This window comes from Limnoraphis robusta CS-951 (assembly GCF_000972705.2).
Window position 1 is genome coordinate 43501 of the sequence record NZ_LATL02000332.1, and the last position, 19623, is coordinate 63123.

Annotated in this window: 20 protein-coding genes; 9 read left to right on the forward strand and 11 right to left on the reverse strand. The window is 40.3% G+C overall.

What is annotated here, in order from left to right; all coding sequences use genetic code 11:
* Window positions 1-218: 218 nt before the first annotated feature.
* The 4 genes from WN50_RS27875 (at window position 219) to WN50_RS27890 (ending at window position 2583) form a co-directional block, all read left to right on the forward strand.
* Complete coding sequence (locus WN50_RS27875; RefSeq protein WP_046276566.1) at window positions 219-458, forward strand: hypothetical protein; 240 nt, start codon at window positions 219-221, stop codon at window positions 456-458.
* Between the two features lie 249 nt (window positions 459-707).
* Entirely contained in the window at window positions 708-1634 is a 927-nt protein-coding gene (locus tag WN50_RS27880; RefSeq protein WP_049561406.1) for a response regulator, read from the forward strand.
* A 20-nt stretch (window positions 1635-1654) separates the two neighbouring features.
* On the forward strand, window positions 1655-1879 hold the full coding sequence (locus tag WN50_RS27885; protein WP_152964949.1) for a hypothetical protein: 225 nt from the start codon (window positions 1655-1657) through the stop codon (window positions 1877-1879).
* A gap of 122 nt (window positions 1880-2001) precedes the next feature.
* Window positions 2002-2583, forward strand: a complete 582-nt coding sequence (locus WN50_RS27890) for an SH3 domain-containing protein (protein WP_046276568.1) — start codon at window positions 2002-2004, stop codon at window positions 2581-2583.
* Between the two features lie 97 nt (window positions 2584-2680).
* Here the strand turns inward: WN50_RS27890 and WN50_RS27895 are convergent, their stop codons facing one another.
* The 8 genes from WN50_RS27895 to WN50_RS27935 all read right to left on the reverse strand — a co-directional run bounded on the left by WN50_RS27895 (window position 2681) and on the right by WN50_RS27935 (window position 12891).
* On the reverse strand, window positions 2681-3469 hold the full coding sequence (locus tag WN50_RS27895; RefSeq protein ID WP_046276569.1) for a class I SAM-dependent methyltransferase: 789 nt from the start codon (window positions 3467-3469) through the stop codon (window positions 2681-2683).
* 101 nt (window positions 3470-3570) lie between these two features.
* Window positions 3571-3936 carry a response regulator transcription factor gene (locus WN50_RS27900; protein ID WP_046276570.1) on the reverse strand — a complete coding sequence of 122 codons (366 nt, stop codon included), beginning with the start codon at window positions 3934-3936 and terminating at the stop codon, window positions 3571-3573.
* Between the two features lie 406 nt (window positions 3937-4342).
* Entirely contained in the window at window positions 4343-5170 is an 828-nt protein-coding gene (locus WN50_RS27910) for a transglutaminase-like domain-containing protein (RefSeq protein WP_046276572.1), read from the reverse strand.
* 421 nt (window positions 5171-5591) lie between these two features.
* Complete coding sequence (locus WN50_RS27915; RefSeq protein WP_046276573.1) at window positions 5592-6746, reverse strand: baeRF7 domain-containing protein; 1155 nt, start codon at window positions 6744-6746, stop codon at window positions 5592-5594.
* Window positions 6747-6815: 69 nt separating this feature from the next.
* A complete protein-coding gene (locus WN50_RS27920) occupies window positions 6816-7442 on the reverse strand; it encodes an HPF/RaiA family ribosome-associated protein (protein WP_046276574.1) in 627 nt (208 codons plus the stop codon).
* A gap of 49 nt (window positions 7443-7491) precedes the next feature.
* Complete coding sequence (locus WN50_RS27925) at window positions 7492-8256, reverse strand: SH3 domain-containing protein (protein WP_049561410.1); 765 nt, start codon at window positions 8254-8256, stop codon at window positions 7492-7494.
* A 337-nt stretch (window positions 8257-8593) separates the two neighbouring features.
* Window positions 8594-11701: a hypothetical protein gene (locus tag WN50_RS27930; RefSeq protein WP_046276575.1), complete on the reverse strand. Its 3108-nt coding sequence runs from the start codon at window positions 11699-11701 to the stop codon at window positions 8594-8596.
* A 776-nt stretch (window positions 11702-12477) separates the two neighbouring features.
* Window positions 12478-12891: a phage holin family protein gene (locus WN50_RS27935; protein WP_235441154.1), complete on the reverse strand. Its 414-nt coding sequence runs from the start codon at window positions 12889-12891 to the stop codon at window positions 12478-12480.
* 171 nt (window positions 12892-13062) lie between these two features.
* Between WN50_RS27935 and WN50_RS27940 the strand changes: the two genes are divergently transcribed.
* On the forward strand, window positions 13063-13281 hold the full coding sequence (locus WN50_RS27940) for a YqaE/Pmp3 family membrane protein (RefSeq protein ID WP_046276576.1): 219 nt from the start codon (window positions 13063-13065) through the stop codon (window positions 13279-13281).
* Window positions 13282-13337: 56 nt separating this feature from the next.
* On the opposite strand, the gene WN50_RS27945 is transcribed toward WN50_RS27940, so the two are convergent.
* The 3 genes from WN50_RS27945 to WN50_RS27955 form a co-directional block, all read right to left on the reverse strand.
* Window positions 13338-14198: a hypothetical protein gene (locus WN50_RS27945; protein ID WP_046276577.1), complete on the reverse strand. Its 861-nt coding sequence runs from the start codon at window positions 14196-14198 to the stop codon at window positions 13338-13340.
* Between the two features lie 161 nt (window positions 14199-14359).
* Complete coding sequence (locus tag WN50_RS27950; RefSeq protein ID WP_046276578.1) at window positions 14360-14836, reverse strand: ankyrin repeat domain-containing protein; 477 nt, start codon at window positions 14834-14836, stop codon at window positions 14360-14362.
* Between the two features lie 72 nt (window positions 14837-14908).
* A complete protein-coding gene (locus WN50_RS27955; RefSeq protein WP_046276579.1) occupies window positions 14909-15235 on the reverse strand; it encodes a TMEM14 family protein in 327 nt (108 codons plus the stop codon).
* Window positions 15236-15458: 223 nt separating this feature from the next.
* Here WN50_RS27955 and WN50_RS27960 point away from each other — a divergent pair, with 223 nt between their 5' ends.
* The 4 genes from WN50_RS27960 to WN50_RS27975 all read left to right on the forward strand — a co-directional run bounded on the left by WN50_RS27960 (window position 15459) and on the right by WN50_RS27975 (window position 19607).
* Window positions 15459-16799 (forward strand): ATP-binding protein, encoded by a 1341-nt coding sequence (locus tag WN50_RS27960; RefSeq protein WP_046276580.1) that lies wholly within the window; start codon window positions 15459-15461, stop codon window positions 16797-16799.
* A gap of 144 nt (window positions 16800-16943) precedes the next feature.
* Window positions 16944-17369, forward strand: coding sequence for a tellurite resistance TerB family protein (locus WN50_RS27965; RefSeq protein ID WP_046276581.1), 426 nt, complete (start codon window positions 16944-16946; stop codon window positions 17367-17369).
* 217 nt (window positions 17370-17586) lie between these two features.
* Window positions 17587-18636: a hemopexin repeat-containing protein gene (locus tag WN50_RS37215; protein ID WP_063847426.1), complete on the forward strand. Its 1050-nt coding sequence runs from the start codon at window positions 17587-17589 to the stop codon at window positions 18634-18636.
* Between the two features lie 29 nt (window positions 18637-18665).
* A complete protein-coding gene (locus WN50_RS27975; RefSeq protein WP_046276582.1) occupies window positions 18666-19607 on the forward strand; it encodes a putative 2-dehydropantoate 2-reductase in 942 nt (313 codons plus the stop codon).
* Window positions 19608-19623: the final 16 nt, after the last annotated feature.

Sequence of the window (19623 nt, forward strand, 5' to 3'; positions counted from 1 at the left end):
TGCTTATTAATGGGAGTTGTACTCTACTTTCCGTATGATTTGAGTTCAACAAGCAACTCCCATTTTTTTCTTGAAATCGCTCATGTTTAACCCCAAAATTGGAGGAGTGGAAAATGTTTAAAGCTGTAGACCGATTCAAGACCATTATTGGTTATTTTCTGGTTTACGCAATCAGTTCAAACGTCAACTATCCGAAGGTATTCAGGAGAATAAAAACCATGAAAATCACATTCACTGAAATCTTGCTCACTGCAACTGCTTTGGTTACTACAATTGGTGTTCATGCTCAGATTGCACCACAAAAAGCAGAAGCTACAGTTAAATTGGCTGCTCTAGATTCTTCTGAATCTTTACCGTTAATTAGTTGGTATCCAAGCAAAAAAATGACGAAAGATAGTTATCTGTGTCAGAGTGCATCACTCGATTTAAACAAGAGTCTGAAGTCACCGGGAACATAGAATCAGCTCTTACGTAAAAATAAAACTCAATCCCTGGCTATTCGATCAAATTTTCGGGCAATTCAGATCGAGTAAAAAATCAAATAAAAATCTAAAATTTTTAAGATAAAAAGCTTGAGACCTTGAAAATATAAAAATCATCAAAAATGATAACTTAATCGCTCTTACCGTATCACTTGGGAAAATCAAAAGTTATATTAAAGTCGCCGAATACTGGCATGAAGTATCACTAAAATGGGGAGACAGCCAATGGAATCTATCACTCAAGAACTGATTTTAATTGTGGATGATAATCCGACCAATATTAAGGTTTTGTCAGATTTTTTGAGAAACTTTGGCTATAAAATTTTAATTGCAAAAGATGGTGAAAGTTGTTTGAAGCGACTGGAAAAAATTACACCCGATTTGATATTATTAGATATAATGATGCCGGGGATAGATGGATTTGAAACTTGTCGTCAGATTAAAGCCTCAAACGCGACAAAATCTATTCCAGTCATTTTAATGACCGCCTTGACTGATACAGTGGATAAACTGAAAGGATTCAGCCTGGGAGCAGCAGATTATATTACCAAACCCCTACAATACGAAGAAGCGATCGCCCGCATTAATGTTCACATCAAACAACGCAGTTTAGTTTCTAGACTTGAGCAAGAAAATCAAATTTTATACGAGAAAAATCGGCAATGTCAAGATGAAATTCGTTGTCAAAGCTGGTTAGAATCTGCACTCCGATTATCGGAAGAGAAATTTTCTAAAGCCTTTCACTTAAATCCCTACCCCATTACCATCAGCACTTTACAGGAGGGAAGATATCTAGAAGCGAATCAATGTTTTTGTTGTTCAACCGGCTATTACTATGATGAAATCATTGGAAAAACGGCAACAGAATTAAAGATTTGGGTGAACCCCGAAGAACGCGAAACCCTGATCAATCAACTTCAATCTCAACGTAGCCTATCTAACTATAAGTTTCAGTATCGTACCCAATTAGGCGAGGTGAAAACGGCGTTACTCTCAGCAGAAATTTTGCAACTTAAAGGAAAAGATTGTCTTATGTCAATTTATCGTGATATTAGCGATCGCAAATTTTCCTCGGTGTCTCGAGAGTGGATTAAGTTAAAAAAACTTGTTCCTGCTGCTTCTAAAAGTCAGAAAACTTCACGTATGATTTGAACTCTTTACCCCTAAATATTATGGACACTACCACATTAATTCCGGCGACTGAACAACGAATCAGGGAGTACCAAAACCAGGATCTACCCAAATTAAAACCCCAAACTAAAATGCGTCAAGCTCAACTCAAATGGTTACAAGATCAAAATCTAATGATCACTCAAGAAGAGTTAGAAGCTTTGGAAACCTACACTTTTAGGATTCGTAACAAATTAAGCCTTTTGCGAGAAGTTTACGAAGTTTGATGACTGCTCACCTGTTGCCGATGACTCTATCTTCAATGAGTTAATCCCTAAAAAATAGATCGGCTTTGCTCATCTCAAGTTTTCAACTGTCCACACCTTTTCACCACCAAAGGAGAACTAAAATGAGACAATTATTAGGAAAAGTAGCTACTGTTTTTGCTAGCACCGCAATTACAGGTTTGTCTGCATTCAGCACCTTAACGCCCTCTGCTGTTGGTGCCACTAGAGTTTTCTACAGCAACCCCGACTATATTTATCTGAAAAACGCTCAATGTTTGACCTACAATAATTCTGGAGAAGGGGTAGGAACCTTAGAACAAGGCTACTACAAAGTCCGCCGCTATGGAAACTTTACGGACGGTCAACCCTATGCAGAAGTTTTTGCTGATTTTTCCGCTTCAGGACAAGGTTGGGGAACCGTCAATTTACCGTTTTCTTGTTTAGAAGTCAACAGCAATAGACAATACAATACAATGGTTGTGGCGGGTAATCCCTCTGTTGGCGCTCGCATCAGCACAGGGGGGCGTCCGGTAGGCCTCCGCACAACTCCCAGCTTGGCTTCCTACCTGGGTTCCCTTCAAGATGGAGAGCCTGTTGAAGTGATCGAAAAAGGTGAAAGTAATGATGGAAAAAACTGGTATTATGTTTCTTCGGTTGATGGTTTAACGGGATGGGTACGCTCCGAATATATTTCTTTTGATTAATTCTAACAGAAGTTACCAATCAACCCGGTTTCTCAACGAAACTTCAAGACTTCAAGTTTTGATTCGTCATCAGAAACCGGGTTTTTATTATTGAAATTCAGCTCGGCTTACGACACCGAACCTGGAAAAAGTAAGCGACAACCTGTGCATCTTTGATCTGTGGATATTGACTGGTAATTTCATCATTGGCTTTCGGTTCAACAAATTTTTCGAGAACAAAACCAACATCAATCAGTAAATTTAACCACTCGCTGATTGTTCGATGATACACAGGAATCCGAAATTTAGGCCATTGTTGTTGGATATCTTTCGGCGCTGCACTGAATATCCATTCAGCAATTTGTCCATCGATTCTATCAAAATATCCTCCCACTTCAACGGCATAAGTTCGTCCCGTTTCATCTCGTAAAGGTTTGCGATGCGGCGTATCAAAACAAGGATGAGTAATAGAAAATTGCAAAAATCCTCCGGGTTTGAGAACCCGAAACGCTTCACGCAATGCAATTTCATTATTCGGCATATCCATTAAACTCATAAACGCCGTTGCCAAGTCAAAGCTTTGATCTTCAAACGGCAGTTCTAACGCACTGGCGACTAGAAATTTAATCCCCAACGGTTCAATATTTTCTTGAGAAATTGCCTCTTGAATGAAGATTGAGGAAATATCAATTCCCACCATGTTAGCTCCTAAATTGGCTAACTTGCGAGTATTATAACCTTCACCGCAACCAATATCTAAACCCTCTAACCCTTGAATGTCCGGTAGAACTTCCAGAAAGGCTGGAGTATTCACTAAATTTCGGTAAATATCATAACCCTGACGTGCAAGAGCCGTCCAAGCTGGAGCATTTTCATCCCAGAAGCGACCAACTTCCCAATCATCCATCTGATTGTATCCAACGCAATCTTTACATTAATAGCAGATTGTTGGCGTTCCTATCGGTCGCTTTTTTGAGTAACAAGATGGACGGCTTTTTAGATGGGGGCTTAACTGGCTAATAAGTCATCTCCTAAGAGTTTAGCCGTCATTGCGGCTCGGGTTGTTACCCCCAATTTACTAAAAATTCGACGTAGATAAGTTGAAACCGTCCATTGACTAATACCCAGTTCTTTAGCGATACATTTATTGGGTAAACCTTCGGCAACTAATTTAGCGATTTCTTGTTCCCGTTGACTCAGTTGTACCCCTGGATTTGACTTGGGTTGACAGCGTACCAGATAATAATGAGTGCCATCAATATCAGACTCGAAAATCACCTCATTTGTTGCTCCTCCTGAAGTTTGCAACAGATTGGGTGAAGTGGCAGAATTCACTTGAGCGATAAGAGATTGGATAATATCTTGAAAGGTCATGGGTTGTTTTGGGTAAATGGGGTTAATCTGGTTTCTCAGGCTCGTTGTTAGTTTATACGTTCGCCAAACAAGATCAGATGCAGTTGTTTGAGATTCCGATGACCAGCTCCCTGGCTTATTCGCAATTTAACTTCGACATCCGCAGTCAAGAAGCAATTACTGGGTATGTTTCAGAATTGACACTCGGATCTCAGGATATTTCCCCAATAATCAACAAATCTTTATATAGACAACCGTAGATTTACCCGTTTGAAGAACAGTTGTCCCTCAACCTCCTACTCTGTCACTTAGAAAACTGTCACATCGTCAAGAGGTAACAACAAGCATCCCAAACGGGTTTACTGAACCAGTAATCCAAATCCGCTCGTGTTTGGAGAATCCCCTTTCTTTAGAAATGGGGAGTATGTCACAAACTGGTGATCGCCCCCACTGTGGTTTGCGGAATTTCTTCGCTCAAGCAATCTACTGATACTTTCATCGAGTCAAGTTGAGCCGACCCAAAAATCATCGCAAATGACACATCCGCCGCATCTCGTCCCGTACCAATTCGCACAAACCCTTTCCGGGGTATCAAACGAGTCGCATCAAACAAATACCAGCGAGAGCCTAAATAGGCTTCAAAAGCCGCATGAAAATCTGGCGGTTCTAAACTATAAGCATAGCCACTGACAAAGCGAGCGGGGATGTTTAAAGCCCGACAAAATGCAATTCCCAAATGAGCAAAATCTCGGCAGACTCCAGTCCGTTGCGTGACAATTTCATAAGCAGAAGTCTGAGAATCTGTACTACCGGATAAGTAAGTGATGTTCTCATAAATCCAATTACAAATTGCCGTGACTCGGGAATAATCCGGCAAGAGATGACCGAATTCCTTGTTGGCGAAATTGATTAATCGGTCTGACTCACAGTATCTCGAAGGATAGACATAATTTAAGACTCTTAAAGGCAGCTTATCCGGTGGAATTTCGGGAATTGTATTGGGATTGTCTTCTTCTAAATAAAGTGCAACTGTGGCTTGATAATTGACTTCCAATTTTCCCTGGGGTGCGGTCAGACGTAACAACCGATTTTTCAGAGGTGATGACACATATTCTTCGGAATTGACCGCCGGTTCGATCTGAAGATGTTCTTCAAAAACTTGTTGTGAACCATTATTAAAAGCACTGATATTAAAAATAAACGTGCAAGGCGTTGCCAGATCGTATTTTAATTGACATCCCACTTGAAACTTCATCGTTTTGATTTCCTTAAGTTTGTGTGTGGTTAAAAAAAAGAAAAAAATTGATTTGAACTCTATTTTTGAATCAACAGAACTGGAGTCCGAGACGTTGGACTGAATTAGTGATGACGCGATCGCATCCGATCATACTCCTCTATTCCTCCAGGATTCTGTTATCTTAAGTTGTTCTCCCTCAACAGTCAATTTGAATCTTAGTCAATTGAGATGAGCGCATCCAACATTCCCATCTATTTGCTCTTTCTCTATTCAGTGTTTTGGGTTAATATTTAATATTAGCATAATTCTGGCTATTTTTCTCAGATAGCCAAAATGTCTGCATCTTCACCCTTTCCCCTTTGCGACTCCAAAACCGGAGACAAACAAACAAAGAAGAAAAGGATTAATCCCCTTCTTCACTCTTAATTCTTATTCATTTTTAGTAGCGGAATGTTGCAGCAATTAAAGCGCGATCGGGAAGATTTTCAGGAACATCTGTATAAACTGCACCGCCATTGAGGAAAGTATGAATTGTGGCAAAATCTAACAGATCCTCATTTTCCGGTTGATCTTCTCGTTGCAAAGTGATTTCATGGGTTTCGGGATTAAACTTACCCCATTGTTCCTCATCGATAGCAACAAACAGAGATTCAATCCGTTTATCATAAGCTGCTGTAATAATTTCCTTGAGATCGCGAGACGCTTTTTCTGGGTTGTTTGCCATCAATTCTTGATACTTAGTTGCGGCTTTTTCTTGAGACTCTTGGAAATAAGGTAGAACAATTTCCCAAGCCTGTTTGTGTAATTCCTTGGGATTAGCATTGTCGGGATTTCCTGGAATTCCTTCTGACAAAACAAGCGGATAAATCGTAATGTCTCGATAGATACTGATCACATAATCTACCCCAGCCAAGATCATCGGAGCTTGTTGATCTTCAAGAATGTCATGTAAACCCCGATCAACCTTTTGTAAAAAACGGCGAATTTGATCTTTATTATCATCTACTCCTACACCTTGACCGTGATAAGTTTGAGATTTACCTTGGGGGAGTGCAGGGCTTCCTGAGTGAAGTTGAAGCTGTTGTTCTGTCTCATCATATTTCAACGCTTCTGCTAAACTCAAGGGTATTCCTTCAAGAGAAACTTCATCAATATTATAATGACTTGCCTGAAATAAACGCACCTGATTTTGACTCAAAGCTAACACATAAAACCGCCCGTCATTCATTAATAAAGGCATTAACGGTTTAATATGAAAGCGATTACTGATGATCACTTCTTCATCAAAATTGAGCGGAACACGGTAATAACGGAACTCATTTGGAGAAATAAATAAAGCGAGTCCTTCGTCTTGATGTCGCCAAAACTCCCCTTGATCCAGTTGATGAGCCTGTTCTAAAAGTCGTTGAGCATCGGTATCTCGCCAACCCGCTTCTACTAATTTTTCCTCAGCCAAACTGAGAACATTCTTAAACCGAATTGGATCTTGACGAATTTCTGATCCGGCGGCATGAGTCGGCATAAAAATTGTAATGCAATTTTCATCCCGATATTCCATTAACTCTTTAATTTCGCTGGTTGATAAAATACTCATTCTTTAATAAATCTCCAATTCACTATTTCTTTGATTCGGGTTCTTTGATTCGGGAAAATGAAACCCGTTTTAGGAGTTCCATCCCAAGGGTATTTCAACTTCAGTTTCCGAAGCTTTATCGGTACGAACTCCGGGTTTATTCACAATTTGCACGGTTGTTGCTTGCGGCCCTTTTTCACCTTCTTCTTCGACATATCTCACCCCTGTTCCGACTGTTAACCGCTCAAAATCATTGTGTAAAACACTATTTTTATGGAAATAAATCTCGCGATCTTCATCAACAGTTCGTAAGAAACCATATCCTTCCTCGGGGAAAATTTGGGTAACAATCGCAACCATTTGTTGTTGTGAGGGAGAGTTTCTATCCCATTGGCGTTGACGTTCAACTAACTCCACCAGTTGACGACGTGCCGCCTCAAAAGCGTCTCGAATAACGCTTTCTAACGGCTCATATTGAATGCCTTGATCGGGACTGCGATCTACTGCTAATTCGTGACCCGGAGGAACTGTAATATCGAGCCGCACCCGATAGGGGGAACCCGCTTTTGGGTGTTCGTGGTTTTTCTCGATCACAACTCGACAGCTATTCATATAGTTGCAGAATTGCTCAAGTTTGCCAATTTTTTCTCGAACTAAAGAATCAATGGCTTGATTTTTATCTATATTATGATAGGAAATTTCGGGTTGAATTTTCATGTTTATTCTCCTGGATTTCTGTTCAAACAATGATTCCGTTAATTAAGTCCTACGGACAATATTCAAGAAAGTTAGCTGCGACATATCCCTCGATAGGAGCGAAAACCGGAACCCAACCATTTCCACCTCTATTTCTGATAGAAATGTCTTGTCCGTCTTCTAAACTTCCGATAATTTCTCCTCCCGGTTGCGATCGCACATTTAACCGCGTATTCACATCAACTTGACGACAACTACTGCTAGAAAAAGTGGGGCCAACTGTATCACAATAAGCCAAGTTTGCTGAGGTTACATACCCTTCAACGGGATATTGAACTTGCACCCAACCATTCTCACCTTCATCTTGGATATAGACTCTTTCATCTTCTTCTAATGTGCTGATAATTTTCCCTTGAGGTCGATCTCTGAGCGTTACCAGTGAGGCGTTAACTTTACGACAACCATTCACGGGAGGAGTGAATAAAGCCTCTCCATCAGGAACTTGAGATGTGGTATTTTCTCCGGTACAATAGCGGAGATTTTGTGCATTCACATAACCACTACCAGGGTTTTCTATCGGTACCCAACCGTCTCTCCCTTCATTGGCAATGTAGACATTTTCTCCTTCTTGTAACCGACCGATTTCATTTCCTCCGGGTTCATCTCTAATAATGATATTAGAGGTTTTTGCTTCCCGACAGTTACTTCCGGGGACTGTAGAGGTTTGAGCATTAACGCTTGCGGTTGGCAAAATCAAATTGGTTGCTAATGCTCCTAATGCTGTTAATCCCAGCGTTTTTTTTAAGGGGTTTAAGTCTATGTTGTGAGTCACCATAATTTAACCTTTTTTCTTAAAAGATTTATTCTTATTTATCTATTATGATTGTTTTAGCAGTTAATTTTATCTATCTGGAGTTGTAAATCTTTCTCTATCTTTTTACGAGTTTGATGATTTTATTGACCGCAAAAATGACTGTAAAAAATATAGCAGAAGTCAGGAGACAGGAGACAGGAGACAGAATTGAAACCTTTATCATAAAAGGATTTGACAGAAAAACAGTGTCCTAATCAACTCTTTCTCTGCTATAGATTTTATCTGACCTGGGCAGAAAATGAGCAAAAAAAATCCCCTGAAAACAGGGGAAAATTAAAACAGAATCAACAGAATATTCTTACACCGTTACACCTAATGCTCCGGCACCAGCAGAAGCTAAAGCCGAAACTAATGCTGTCAGAAACAACCACCAAGCGGCGGCGGCGGCGGCTTGTTGAGTTTCTTCAAGTTGTTTTTGAGTTTGATGCTTAACCCGTTCTATTTGTAATTCCGTTTGTTGTTGTAGGCGTTCTACCTTTTGTAAAACACGGTTCCGAGTCATTTCAACTTGATCAATAATTCGATTAGCATCCGCTTCCGAAATATCTTTGCGAGAACTCATCAATGCTACTAAAGTATCGCGATCAAACTGAGACAAACGCTCCCGCAACGCCTCAAAACCCGCTTGCGGATCATCAAATAAGCTGCGTAAATCATTCCGAATTCCCTCATAGTTCAGTTCGGGTCGATCTAAACTATTGAGATAAGCACGAATTTTCGCAAAGATGCGATCCAGCACTAATTGAACTTGAACATTAATCGTATGTAACTGATCTAAGAAGCGATCACGCACGCTTAAAATATCATCTACAATTCGATTTGCATCTTGTTCAGAAATATCTTCTCGCTGAGACAATAACGCCACTAAAGTTGAACGGTCAAATTGTGACAAGCGATCCTGCAAGCTTTCCATTCCTAAACGCGGATCATTCAGCAATAATTTAAGATCCCGTTGAATGCCATCAGGATTAAGTTCTGCTTTCTCCGTAGAGCGCAAATAATCAGCGAACGCATTTTGAAAATCATGTACTTTTTGCTGAGTGCGACGAGCCAAACGACGGGGTGATTTTGCAATCGCTTTCAGGGTATTTTGTACTTCGTCAATCACTTGATTCACTTGTTGTTCACTCAAGTCATCTCGCTGTGATAATAACTGTACTAAAGTATCGCGATCCATCTCCGCCAAACGTCTTTTAATGGCTCTACTTCCCACGGCTGGATCTTGAAGTAATAGAGTCATATCTTGTTTAATTCCATCGGGGTTTAGTTCCGATTTACCTGTACGATAAAGATAGTCTGCGATCGCTGATTTTGCTTGTTCATACTGTTGTTGAGCTTGATCGGCGAGTTGCTGAGGTTGGTAACGAATACGAGTCCAAATGCGTTCGGTTCGATCTAAAATTTTATCGACTTGTTCTTGACTCAAATCCTTCCGTTGACCGAGCAACTGTACCAAAGTATCGCGATCAAATCGAGAAACTCGCGCTCGTAAAGCCGACATTCCCGCTTGCGGATCATCAAGTAACAGTTTTAATTCCTGTTGTATCGCTTGGGGATTAAGTTCAGATTTACCTGTATCTCGCAAATAGGACTGAAGTTTGAGCCATTGTTTTTCGGCTCTCGCTTGAGCGGCTATATTCAGTTCGTGAGCTTCTTTGATCACCTGATCACGATTGATTTCTAACTCGGTTATAATCTCTGCAATTTCTACAGGTGTTAACTCGGGACGGTGTAATAAAATCCGTTCAAGTGTTAAGCGATCTAATTGAGCTAAACGGTTACTGAGATGCTGATAATCGGTATCAGGATCTTTAAGAATCGGTCTGAAATTGAGTGCTATTTTCTCTGGGGTTAATTCTTCTCGGGGAGCTGAGAGTAAATAGCGTTCGACTTCGGTTAACAAGGTGAGTGCTTCTTCCCGTTCTTTCGCCGCGTAAGCCGTATTTAACACCTGCAAACGAATGGCATTCAAACTATGAGAAATATGCTCAATTTCCCCTTGAGTTAAAAGTCCTTTTACTTGCAGACTATCTACAAAGTCGGTGCGATTAATTTTTTCTAATTCTTCGATCACCAGACTCGGATCAGCTTCAGAATCATAAAGCAGTTCGCTAAACTCTCGTTCTAAGTTAGCAGATTTCAGTTGCCATAGATGAGCGTTAGAGAGATAGTTTTCAATATCGGCTCGTAACGGGCTGTAAGGGTGATGATCACCACTCAATTGATCAGCAACTTTATCTTTCTGTTCGCCTAAATAACCTCTGAGTTGTTTCAGTTGTCCGACAACTTTTTCAGCGTCGAGATCGGATAAATCTGTTCGTCCGATTACTAAGCTGACCAAACTGTTAAATCCCATCATCAAGCCTTGACTTAGGGGATTAGAACTGTCAGTAGGGCTGTGTTTCTGTATTTCTCCAAGAACTGCGTCTAATTGATTAGATAAATCGTCACCCAGCAATGATTTTCGAGGCGCTGATTTGAGATAATCAACGAATTTGGAGAAGTTATTTTGACCTGGGACTTGAGACGTTGTTTTGTTCCAAGCGGCTTCTAATTGTCTCGCCAGACGATCAACTTCTTGTTGAGATAAGTCGGTGCGACTACTGACCAGATCAACAAAAGTTTGACGGTTAACATTTGGTAAATCACCGCTTGCTAAAGCGTTTTGCAATTGTGGATCACGCAGAAGATCTTCAAAGTCGGAGCGAATATTTTGCAGATCGAGTTGGGGAGGACGTAACCCCTGGAGGTAATCTTCAACTTTTTCCCGCACGAAAACCGGATCAAGTCCATCGGTTAATTCCCGACGGACAGCGCTAGCCGCAGCTTCGGCAGTGGCGACGACTTGTTGGGATGCGGCTTTCGATCCAAAGGCGGCGACGGCGGTTCCAAATAAGGCTTGAAACCCAGAAGTTGCTGTATTAACGACTGATCCGATCAGTGATCCAACTGTTGTTGAACTCACCCAGACTAACAGCGAGAAATAAGCGCCCCAAATGACTAATCCGACTATTGCGCCAGAAGCACCAGAGACAAATAGACTGAGTTTGACGGCGAATAAACAGGCAAAAAATAGGGATATCGTGACACTAACTAGGGTGCCTAATCCTAAAGCAAAGCCTATTTTGCGAAGGTTTATACCACTCGATTTAGAATGTGAATGATCCTGATCATGTGATGATGAGTTTCCGAGTAAAGAAATACCTGTCGCCACGCCTAGATTGGTCAGTAACATTTGGAAGGCAAATGCTAATATCACTCCAGTAATTAAAGCGGTAAAAAATTGCGGCCCACTAAAGACCATTGCAGCATCTTCTACAGCTTGGGGTTCCGGTTCGACGATAACTTGAGCCAACCAACTCAGGTGAGAAATGAGCTTTAATGTAGTGAGTTCTCCTAGATTCATTTTTTTTCTGACTGAATAAGTAGGTGTAAAAGCAAAAGTATAAGATTGCTGGTCTGATAGTGAGCAAATCTTATCAAGATGGAAATAGTATCTCGGATTTTCCAGCAAAGATCGTCTGTCTGGAGTGGGAACTTTGCTGATCTGTTTATTTTTGCTTCTCTATCGTCTGGAATAGTAAAAAGACTGAACTTATGGAAGTTCAGTATAAAAAGGACGATACTCTATTGACTTTTAACAAATATTTTTAAATAGATAAGGGTAGGATAGCAAGAATTCGAGAGAACGTAAAGAATGACTTATGTTCGGGCGAACTGCTACTATCCTTTCCCTTATCTAGCCAAGTCTTTTAGGTCGGAAATTGAGCTAAAATACATGGGTATTTATATAATACCCTTCAACAATTGGGACTGCAACTCTTAGCTAGGGTATCTTATTTAGCTTGCAACCTAAGCATATCATCTTCATCGGCAGAGTTTATCTATCCACAGATAGAGATCGAACTTAAAGCTTTTCTGTAATGGCACTCTCAGCCAAGGGAATAGAGAAGTGAGTTAGATGATAATTTGAGCATTCTTCTCTAACGTTTAACTGATTTGTCTGAGGGATTTTTATAAATAGATAATGATAATTATTTTTCGATAAATCCGACGGTTGGACAAACCCAGGCATAACATCTATCCATTTCAAACTTTTTTCTGCTACTTAAGTGTTAACAGAAAGCGAGTTTATACCGTCGGAAATTTTCAGTGAAACCGAATCTCAATTTTCTGAGAAAATTATTCCAGGTTGGCTTCTGGATATCTTTCTACAAAGTAGTTCGTTAACAGGGTATTCACAAAAGACAAAATCACTGGCCCTAAAATAAAAGACAGAATACCACTCACTTGGAAACCCGGAACTGCAACGGAAGCCAGCCAGAAACACAGTCCGTTTACAATTAATGAAAAGCCTCCCAAAGTGACAATATTGATGGGTAGGGATAGAACTTGTACAATGGGTCTAACGGCCCAGTTTACCACTCCAATAGAAGCCGCCGCAATTAAAGCAGCCGGAAAGGTTACTAAGTTAACACCGGGAAAAATAATATCGACAACCAGCAAACTCAAAGCAGTTGCCAGTAAAGGTAAAAGTGATCTCAAAGCCATCATAATTATTTCGCTCTCCCTTTCAAATTTTTCAAAAATATTCATTACTATCCTCTATACTAATTTTAAGAACTGGGGGATGACTTCCTCTCTTCGATAGATTTTCTGGCGTTAATCTTCTGTCATAAAAACCAAAATATAGCTAAAGATAGAGATAGAAATCTGGAAAATTAGAGACAATAAAAGTAGACATTAAAGTATAGGATTTTAAAAAAGATGGGAATTTTAAGAATTCTTTTGGCTATTCTAATTCCTCCTCTGGGCGTTTTTCTAACCGTTGGCCCGAGTTCGGCATTTATCATCAATATTCTGCTCACCCTTCTGGGTTGGCTTCCCGGTTCAATTCATGCGGTTTGGGTGATTACAAAACACGCTGAAAGAACAGATGTAGTCGCGAGAGAAGAGGCTGAGAGAATAGACGAAAGAGCCTATTAATTTTAGAGTTTGTTTAACCCGGTTGTTTGAGAAAAACCGGGTCATTTTTATGTCAATTAGAGGGATTTATCTTTTCCCTCTAAAAGTTTAGGATTTTCTCCTTCTAAGGCTTTCGGACTATCTACCGGCTTGCTGCGGTTAAAAGACTCAGATAGAGAATCCCATAACTCTCGCAGACGGTGTTTAATTTTCTGTTCTTTTTGAGCGATCGCGCTTCCCGCTTCACCGAGTTTATGCTCAAAAGTATTACGGGTTTGTGAAACTTTTTCAGTGACGATTTCTGGCTCTTCTTTAGCTTTTTCGTACCAAGTTTTTGCTTCATCTAGATAGTCCTTGACTTGCTCGTACTGCTCCCCGTAACGAGCCGATAAATTCGCTTGAACGATTGCTAGTTGTGCTTGGAGTTGAGCATATCGCTTTTTCATCAAGGCAACTTCTTCGCTATTTTTCACGGTTTCAACGGCTGAATTAATCGAAGCTTTAACTTGCTCCGATTTGTCTTGACTTGAATCCGCAATATCCCCTAACGCTGTATCAATTTCGGCTTGTAATTCCTGTTCTTGGCTGTCGATTTTTTGTTGAAGTTGTTTAACTTCTGCTTGCGTCTTAGAAATAGCTTGACGTCGGGTGCGACTAATCGCTTCAATCGCACCTTCTATCGAAGCGGTTACTTCTTCTTTGACTTCTCCACCTTTATCACTCAAACTTTCAACAACCGCAGAAATGGCATCTTTAACAACAGAGCGAATTTCACTCGAACCTGCTTTCACTTCTGATGTGCTTTGAGAAATGGCTTCTTGGACAATTTCTCGGATTCTTTCTGAGCGCAGTTGACCTTCTGTTTTCGCTTTTTGTAAATTGCTTGTAATTTTCTGTTTGACGTTTTCAGATTCGTTGATTTTATCAGATTCAGACATCGTTAATGATTCCCCAAATTTAACTCAATCCAAGTTATGCTTCTATTTTGCCAAAAGATGAGTCTCACTGAGTCATCCCCAAGAGATAATCTCAACTTTGTTTCAGCTAATTTCTATCTTAAGATAGAGGACTGGTGATCCTTTTCAATCAATTTGGATTTCTAACTGCGATCGCGAACTTGTTTGATTAAATCTACAATTTCTAAATGTCCTTCTGAGGATGCCCAAATTAAAGCTGTCCAAGTATTATTGTCTTTAAGCGTCAAATCAGCATTATTATTCAGTAAAAGCTGTAGAACTTCCCGATGACCTTTAGCCGCAGCACTCATCAAAGCCGTTAAGCCAAAGTCCGTTGTGGCATTAATTTCAGCCCCCGCATCAAGTAACTGTTGAACAACTTGGGGATGTCCGGCGGCGGAGGCTTCCATCAAGGCTGTCCAACCATCGGGATCACAACCGTTCACTTCGGCACCTGCGTTGAGTAGTGCGGCGACAATCTCAAGAAACCCGGTTCCGGCGGCGACAATTAACGGGGTTGTCCCTTCTTCGTCTGGGATATTAATCTCTGTATCCGCTTTTAATGCAGCCAGAACTTGAGCCAGATCTCCTGTTTTTACCGCTTTCACTAACTCGGTCATAGCCGTTTCTCCGGTTTTTCACCATAGAATGTTTCCCCTCTTTTGGTATACCACAGTTTGGCTACACGGGCATCAAGCGGAAATCGAAAATTGTAGTTGATAAATCATAGCAACTGCTGCGGCTAAACCTGCAATAATCATTAATACGGCGGGCATTAACTTGCGAGTTTTAATCAGACGGATTATAAACACAATCACCAATAAAATAGAAACCGCCGTTGCTAAAATTAATCCCCAAGGGATACCTTGCCACTGCATGACTCCCCCAGTTATCAACAAAGCCCCACAAATTCCACCGGAAATCAGCGAAATTTTACTATTTCCCTGGGTATATCCCAATACGCCACCGACTACAGCTAATAATCCATAGGCGATCGCTGCCACAATGCCAATATTCATCTGTCACTCTCTCCCACTTGCAATCTCGAACTCCAGTTATACAACCGATGTTGTCGAACAATCTGTATTCTTTCAGAATTTATCAAAACTTGACATCAAACTGACATAAAACTTATCAAAATTTTAGAATGAGATGCGGCTCTCCTATCCGATACAATACAGGGGCATCAACCCTGGAAATACTCAAACGGCTTTTTTCCTTTTCAACTTTTGATTTACTCTAATGTCTTCTCTCAATCCTCAACTGATCGCTCAAGTGCGTTTTCTTCAACGTCAGGCTGCTAGTTTGCTCCTTTATCAATCGGTGTTTACTGAGGCGATGGGGCAAGCCTTTTTGAATTTACTAGAAGCCTTAGAAAACGATAGCAATCCTTTAGATTGTCTTAAAGCTTATGGAATTTTGTTTAAAGAGCAAGCGCTCGATCAGCAATGTTGGCAAGATTATCTGATTGTTCAAATTATTAGGGCGGATAATCCCTTTAGTCAACAAGCTCAACAAAAGGATTTCAAGCAGTTGTCTTCGTCTTTAATTGCCGCCGCCAAGTCAGATTTACAACGCTTACAAACCCTCTATCAATGTAGTGGTGAAACACTGAGTCAATGGATACAACAGTTAATTCCCTCATCTGAACCGCCTGTGGTTTGGCAAGCCTCACCCGAGGGAGTCGAAAATATTGCAGAATTGCCTCTGAAAACTCTACTGGAAAAACCGGAAAATTGGGCGGATGCTTTAGAAGAATTAGCCGATCATTATCGACAGTTTGGCGTGGGCTTATTTGCCACTTCTCAGGCTTTTCGTTGGCAGAATGGAGAATTAATCAGTATTTCTCATCCTGATCCGGTTCATCTGAGCCAATTAGTCAGTTATGACTCTCAACGGCAGATTTTATTACAAAATACTGAATTTTTGTTGGCGGGATATGCAGCGCAAAATGTGCTATTATATGGAAGTCGGGGTTCGGGAAAATCGTCTTTAGTTAAGGCTTTATTACATCAATATAGCGATCGCGGTTTACGGTTAATTGAAGTGGCAAAGTCGGAACTAAAAGATTTACCCCTTGTGATCGAACAGTTGCGCGGAACTCCCCACAAATTTATTATTTTTGTTGATGATCTCTCCTTTGAGGAAGATGATGATACCTTTAAAGCCTTGAAAGTTGTACTTGAAGGAAATATTACCGCTCGTCCTCAAAATGTAGTGGTTTATGCCACTTCCAATCGTCGTCATTTAGTGCGAGAATATTTTGCAGATCGCCCCCAACCGCGAGAGGTTGATGAGGTTCAGGCTTGGGATACCGTACAGGAAAAGCTATCTTTTAGCGATCGCTTTGGTCTAACCTTAACCTTTGAACCGCCCGATCAACAAACCTACCTGAAAATGGTACATCATCTCGCTGCTTTAGCCGATATTAGCCTCAACCCCGAGGAATTAGAATTTCGCGCCCTCCAGTGGGCAACCCGTCACAATGGCCGTTCAGGACGCAGCGCTCGTCAGTTTATCGACTTCCTCACCGCAGAACTTGCCCTATTTTCAGGGAACCGGGAACAGGGAATGGGGGAATAGTGACTGTTGACTGTTCACTGTAAAAACCCGCCCCTACAACTTCGTTTCTTAACTCTATTGGAAAAAATCCCCATCTTCGCTCAATATCCATTATCGTGAGGAGATACTCTAAACTAAAAAATAGTAGTAAGTAGGTCTAGAACTATGTCTCCTAGCATGACCAATACTATCGAACTTACTCCGGCAGAAGCCTTTGCTGCGATCGCATTAACTGCTGTGGCTGCTGATGGTATGATCACTGATAGTGAATCACAAATCATCAGAAGTACCTTGGCGCGGATGGATCTTTTTACCGACTACACCGCCCAAAAGAAGACAGAAATGATTCAACGCTTATTGGATCAAATTCAAGAAAAAGGGTATGAAGTCGTCATGCAGTCTGCGATCGCTAAATTGCCTGGTAATCTCAAAGATACAGCTTTTGCAGTCGCGACTGATATCATCCTTTCCGATGGGGATCTCGCAGATGAGGAAGAAGAGTTGTTAAATGCTCTTTATAATGCTCTAGGAATTGAAGAAGAAATGGCAACTAAGATTATTGATGTCATGCTGATCAAAAATAAGGGGTAATTTTGCTCAGTTTGGGTGTCGAAAATCAACTTGTTTGTCCCTGGATTAACCAGGGATTTATTAAAATAAATTTTAGACAAAAGCAGAATTCACAATTTGAACGGTTTAACTTGCGAAGTGTGGGTTAAAATGCGCTCTGATCAAAGTCGTTTCAATCGAGTTTTCTAAGCTGATCCGACTACATTCTACCTTCTTGATGTTGAGATTTTAAAGGGTTATGGCTTACATCCGAACCGTTCGCTTTCAAGATACGGATGCTGCCGGAGTTGTCTACTTTGCTAATGTTTTAACCATTTGTCACGAAGCCTATGAAACCTCCTTAGCAGCCGCCAAAATTCATCTAAAAACGTTTTTTTGTAACCCAGATTTTGCCATTCCGATTGTTCATGCGAGTGTTGACTTTTTTCAACCGATATTTTGTGGTGATCGCCTGATTATTCATTTAATGCCACAACAAATTACAGAAAACACCTTTGAAATTAACTATAAAATTGTTTTATTAGATTCAGATAAATGGATAGCAAAAGCCACTACAAAGCACGCTTGTATTCACCCCTGTAGCCGCAAAAGAAAGCAACTTCCTGATGAAATTCTGCATTGGTTAAATGTCGAAACCATAGAGCGAATCTTAAATAATGTTGATGCGGTTGTCGTTTGGAATAATGGCAAAGCTTACTTCTTTAAAGACAATGAATATCTGAGTTATGATCTCAATTGGAACTGTATTGATTACGGTTATCCCCAGAAAATAGACCGGGGAAGATGGGCAAGTTTTCCCCCGAGTTTTACTCAAGGAATTGATGCCGGGTTAGTTTGGCATAATGGCAAAGCTTACTTTTTTAAAGGAGATGAATATATTTGCTATGATTTGTATAAAGATCAAGTAGAAGCAGGTTATCCCCTCAAACTAAATAGCGGACTTTGGGCGGGATGGCCGAAGCATTTTTATAGTGGTATTGATACAGCAGTATTATGGAATGATGGTAAAGCTTATTTTTTCAAAGGAGATGAATATATTTGCTATGATCTCTATCGAGAAGTTACTGAATTAGGTTATCCTAAAAAGATTTCAGAGAGTCAATGGCAGGGATGGCCGAAACAGTTTACTCGTCGTATTGATGCCGCCGCCGTCTGGAAAAATGGGAAAGCTTATTTCTTTCGAGATGATGAATATATTTGTTACGATATCAATCAAAATCGGACATATCCCGATTATCCTAAAAAAATTAAGGACAACTGGTTAAGTTTTTGGTGTCAACTGTTGTAGAAACTATTTGAATATTTGAGTTTAGAACAATGTCAACTCGTAGCTATGCTATTTTAGGAACAGGAGCAATTGGAGGCTTTTATGGTGCAAAACTCCAACAACTTGGAAGGGATGTTCATTTTTTACTCCACAGTGATTATCAACAAGTTTGTCATAAAGGTTTATTCATAGAATCTCCAAGCGGAAATTTTACCCTATTTCCGGTTCAAGCTTATGATAACTGTCACAAAATGCCTGCTTGCGATGTTGTCATTGTTGCTCTTAAAACCACACAAAATCATTTATTACCCCAGATTTTGCCGCCTTTGCTTAAAGAAGACGGTGTGGTTTTAATCTTACAAAATGGATTAGGTATTGAACCGCTAGTTGCGGAAATTGTTAACGCTAAACGAGTGATTGGGGGATTGTGTTTTATCTGTTCTAATAAAGTCGGAAAAGGTCATATTCGTCACTTAGACTATGGTATGATTACGATGGGAGAATATAATGAAAATTATCAACCTGGGGGAATTACGACCCGAATTCAACAAATTGCCGAAGACTTTAATAATGCCGGAATTCCAGTCGAACTCAGCGAAAATTTACTATTAGCTCGATGGAAAAAGTTAGTTTGGAATATTCCCTATAATGGACTGTCTGTGGTTCTCAATGCCAAAACAGACGAGTTAATGAACGCTCCAGATAGTCGAATTTTAGTCGAAGAAATCATGCGGGAAGTCGTCAAGGGCGCACAAGGATATGATTGCATGATTCCCGAAGAATTTATCCAAAAAATGCTAAATCATACGGAGAAAATGACACCTTATCTTACTAGCATGAAACTTGATTATGATAGCAAACGTCCTTTAGAAATAGAAGCTATTATCGGAAATCCTTGGCGGATGGCTACAGAAAAAGGTGTTGATTTACCTTATATTGAAATGCTGTATCGACAACTAAAATTTCTCGATTATCAAAATCGTTTAGTATGATTTTTATGGGTTGAAA